We start from the raw sequence: 3,552 nt of genomic DNA, 5'->3' as shown, positions 1-3,552 counted from the left end.
GACCAATGGTGAACTGTGGTGGAATTTAATCAGCAACTTTTGGTAAATAGCTTAAAAGCAGAATATAAGCATCAAGATTTACCATTCTCTCTACATATTTTCAACACCTTATCCTCCACAAATCAAACCCTGTGGCAACTAATTGACCAAGGAGAAAACCTTGGCTATGTAGTTATTGCTACTCAGCAAACCGCCGGCAGAGGGCAATGGGGTCGGGAATGGCAGTCTCATAAGGGTGGTTTATATCTTTCAATGGCAATAGCTCCTAATTTAGCAGCTACCAGCAGCTATCAACTTACCTTGGCTAGTGCGTGGGGAATTACAGCACAATTAAGAAAATGTGGTATACCTGTCGGCATAAAATGGCCAAATGATTTAGTATTAGATGGTCGCAAGTTAGGCGGCATTTTAACTGAAACCAAGGTCAATCAAGGACAAATCACTCAAGCTATCATTGGTGTGGGGATTAATTGGGCAAATCAAGTTCCAGAAACTGGAATTAATCTGCAATTATGGCAAAATTACCAGAATTGTCAGATATTTGATCACCTAGAAATCCTCACCTCACAGGTTTTAATAGGAATTAAGTCCGGTATAGAGTGTCTACAGACAGAAGGAATAAACATACTTTTGTCTCACTACCTTGATGTACTTACAAATATGGGTGATCAGGTTTATGTGAATAATTTTTTAGGTAAAGTAGTTGGCGTGACTCAAGAAGGTAATCTGCGTTTAAAAATCACAACTGATGATGCAAAAGCAGCTTTAACACCAGAAATTTCTGTCCAACCGGGTACAATTAGCTTGGGTTATCGTCAAACTTCTGTTTCATGAGGAGGTGATTTGAGTGATACACAAGGCTGTTCAAGTTCGTATATATCCATCAAAAGAACAGGAAACACAACTAGCGCAATCTTTTGGATGTGCTAGATGGTGGTGGAATTATGCTCTAAATAAGTCAATTGAGACTTACAAAGAGACGAGTAAAGGACTTAGCCGTGCTGCAATCAACGCATTACTTCCTATTCTCAAAAAAGCAGAAGATACTATTTGGTTAGGTGATTGTTATAGCCAAGTTTTACAGGCTACAACACTAAATTTAACTACACTAAACAAAAGGGAAGTAAATCAAGAAATAGATATAGAGAAGTTGTTGCCAAAGTGTACGAACGGGTTAGTAATTCTCGGCAAGATTTTCTACATAAACTTAGTTATAAGTTAGTCAGCGATAGCCAAGCTGTTATAGTAGAGAATCTTCATTTCAAAGGCATGGTTCGTAATCACAATTTGGCAAAATCAATATCTGATGTTGGACGGGGAACATTCACTAATTTTTTAGCCTATAAGCTAGAACGTAAAGGTGGTAAATTAGTTGAGATTGATAGATGGTTTCCCAGTTCTAAGCTCTGTTCTAATTGTTTTTATCAAGTGAGTGATATGCCACTAGTACCGCAAGGCGTTCGTCAAAAGTCAAAAGTCAAAACGAATATACAATGAGCTTTCCAGTAGTTTGGAATGGTCTATTTATTTCCGCCGACCTGTACTAGATGTCCGTGAATGGACTTGTCCTCATTGTGGTAGTCATCATGATAGAGATGGAAACGCAGCGATAAATATTAGAGTAGAGGGTATCAGAATCATCAAGGCGGAAGGTGCAGCCGTCTCTGCTGTAGGAGGGGAGATAAGACCAAAACTTGGTCGAAAGTCTAAGTTGCGGCGCTCCCCTATGAGTACAGAAGCCGACACTGTACTTGGTACTCCAAGTCAGTGTGGGTAGTTCACCCTTTATTACACACAACAAAAGAGAAAAAATGACGCAGCACCATAAATCTGCCCATAAAAACTTTTACTACGACGGTACAAGTAAACGCTTTGCTTCTAGATTGCCAGTACAAGGTATCTGTTTATTAAGTAGCTTCAGTCTTCTTAGTGGCGGGTTTGTAACTGCTCAGTCTGACACTTCCTCAATAGACAATATTGTTCCTACTATTGAGAATTCTCAACCAACAGCAGTCACAAATCCAATTCAGAAAGAAGCTGGTGTTTCTGAAATAGCGAAGCCACAACCAGATTTTTCTGTCCGCCGAGTTAATCTAAAAAAGAGGCTAAATAGCAAAGGTGTTGCCAAGGGAGAAGATACTCAACCTACTGCTAGTGTGAGAATTTCTAAACCCAAGGGACAAGACACTCAACCTACTGCTAGTGTGAGAATTTCTAAATCTAAGGGAGAAAATACTCAACCTACTACTAGTGTGAGTGAAGTTGATTCTGTAATTAAAAAACTGCCAGAAGTCCCTCAACAAGCTAATAATTCTCAAGACACGGCTAAGGATACAGAAAATAAACCCAAGGATTACAACAACGCTTATATTGATACGAATGAGTATAAAAATGTAGGCGAAAGTAACTATGAACCACCTAGTTCTGTGGTGGTAACAGAACGTTCTAGCGGTTGTGAGGCAACGGTGCCTAGCACTTGCGCTAAATCTAGACAAACTCCTGCTGTGGCTAAGTCTCAAGAATCATCACCGACTTGGCTGAAGAAAAGTGAAGTAGCGAAAGTAGTGACTGCCTCTAAGCAGAAACAAGTAGGCTGGAAAACTATAACTGCAAACAGTAATCAAAGTAAGAATGTGACTGAGGCTGTGGCTAGTAGTGTTAGCAAAATCAGTCAACCTCAAAATCAAAATAATTGGCGGATTTCCAGAAGTAACACCAGCAGTCATACCAAGGCTGCCTATCATGCTAATAGTTTTATTCCCAGTCCTAGGGAATTTAGCACGACTAAGGTGAGTTCTACCCCTATTGCTCCCCAGGTAGGTAGTTTACCTGCGCCAATGATAGAGGGTAATGTTGCTCCTCGTCCGAGTATGGTGTCTTATGACTTCTCTTTGGCATCAGTGTTGCCGGAAGTTCCTTATACTAATACCCTAGCCTATCGTGGCGCTGGTGGCGGTTCGGGAATAGTTTTCCCGCTGTCGGTGGCTGCACCAATTACATCCTTATTTGGCTGGCGTATTCATCCTATCACGGGCGATCGCCGTTTTCACGCTGGTACAGATATAGGTGCGCCCACAGGAACACCAATTTTAGCAGCGGCTAGGGGTCAGATAGAATCAGCTAACTGGTTAGGTGGTTATGGTTTAGCTGTAATCATTAATCACGGTTCTGCTCAACAAAGTCTTTACGGGCATATGTCAGAAATCTTTGTCCAACCTGGACAATGGGTAGAACCAGGAACTGTGATTGGTCGAGTTGGTAGCACTGGTAATTCTACTGGACCACACCTACACTTTGAAGTGCGTCACCTCACTCAAAATGGATGGGTGGCTGTTGACCCCGCAGTGCAATTACAAGGTGGTCTTAGCCCGTTGGCACAAGGTACAGCAGGGGTGAAAACAGCCCAGGCTCGGTAGTTGGGAAGGGAGCAGGGGGCAGGGAGCAGCTCACAAGGGTAGGTTCTGTCAGGGCAGGGAGCAGGGAGCAGGGAGCAGGGAGCAGGGAGCAGGGAGCAGGGAGCAGGGAGCAGGGAGCAGGGAGCAGGGAGCAGGG

The 3,552-nt window shown here is 42.6% G+C and carries 2 protein-coding genes and 1 pseudogene; all 3 read left to right on the top strand.

What is annotated here, in order from left to right:
- The first annotated feature begins 18 nt into the window (after nucleotides 1-18).
- The 3 genes and pseudogenes from CA730_RS02075 (at nucleotide 19) to CA730_RS02060 (ending at nucleotide 3,416) form a co-directional block, all read left to right on the top strand.
- The gene (locus CA730_RS02075; protein ID WP_096671221.1) at nucleotides 19-834 is read left to right on the top strand and encodes a biotin--[acetyl-CoA-carboxylase] ligase; all 816 of its coding nucleotides are present in this window, start codon (nucleotides 19-21) and stop codon (nucleotides 832-834) included.
- 13 nt (nucleotides 835-847) lie between these two features.
- Nucleotides 848-1,777 (top strand): annotated as a pseudogene (locus CA730_RS24045) (RNA-guided endonuclease TnpB family protein).
- A 34-nt stretch (nucleotides 1,778-1,811) separates the two neighbouring features.
- Nucleotides 1,812-3,416 carry a M23 family metallopeptidase gene (locus CA730_RS02060; protein WP_096671219.1) on the top strand — a complete coding sequence of 535 codons (1,605 nt, stop codon included), beginning with the start codon at nucleotides 1,812-1,814 and terminating at the stop codon, nucleotides 3,414-3,416.
- Nucleotides 3,417-3,552: the final 136 nt, after the last annotated feature.

This window comes from Dolichospermum compactum NIES-806 (assembly GCF_002368115.1).
GTDB lineage: Bacteria > Cyanobacteriota > Cyanobacteriia > Cyanobacteriales > Nostocaceae > Dolichospermum > Dolichospermum compactum.
This window is presented reverse-complemented; position numbering and strand designations above follow the sequence as displayed.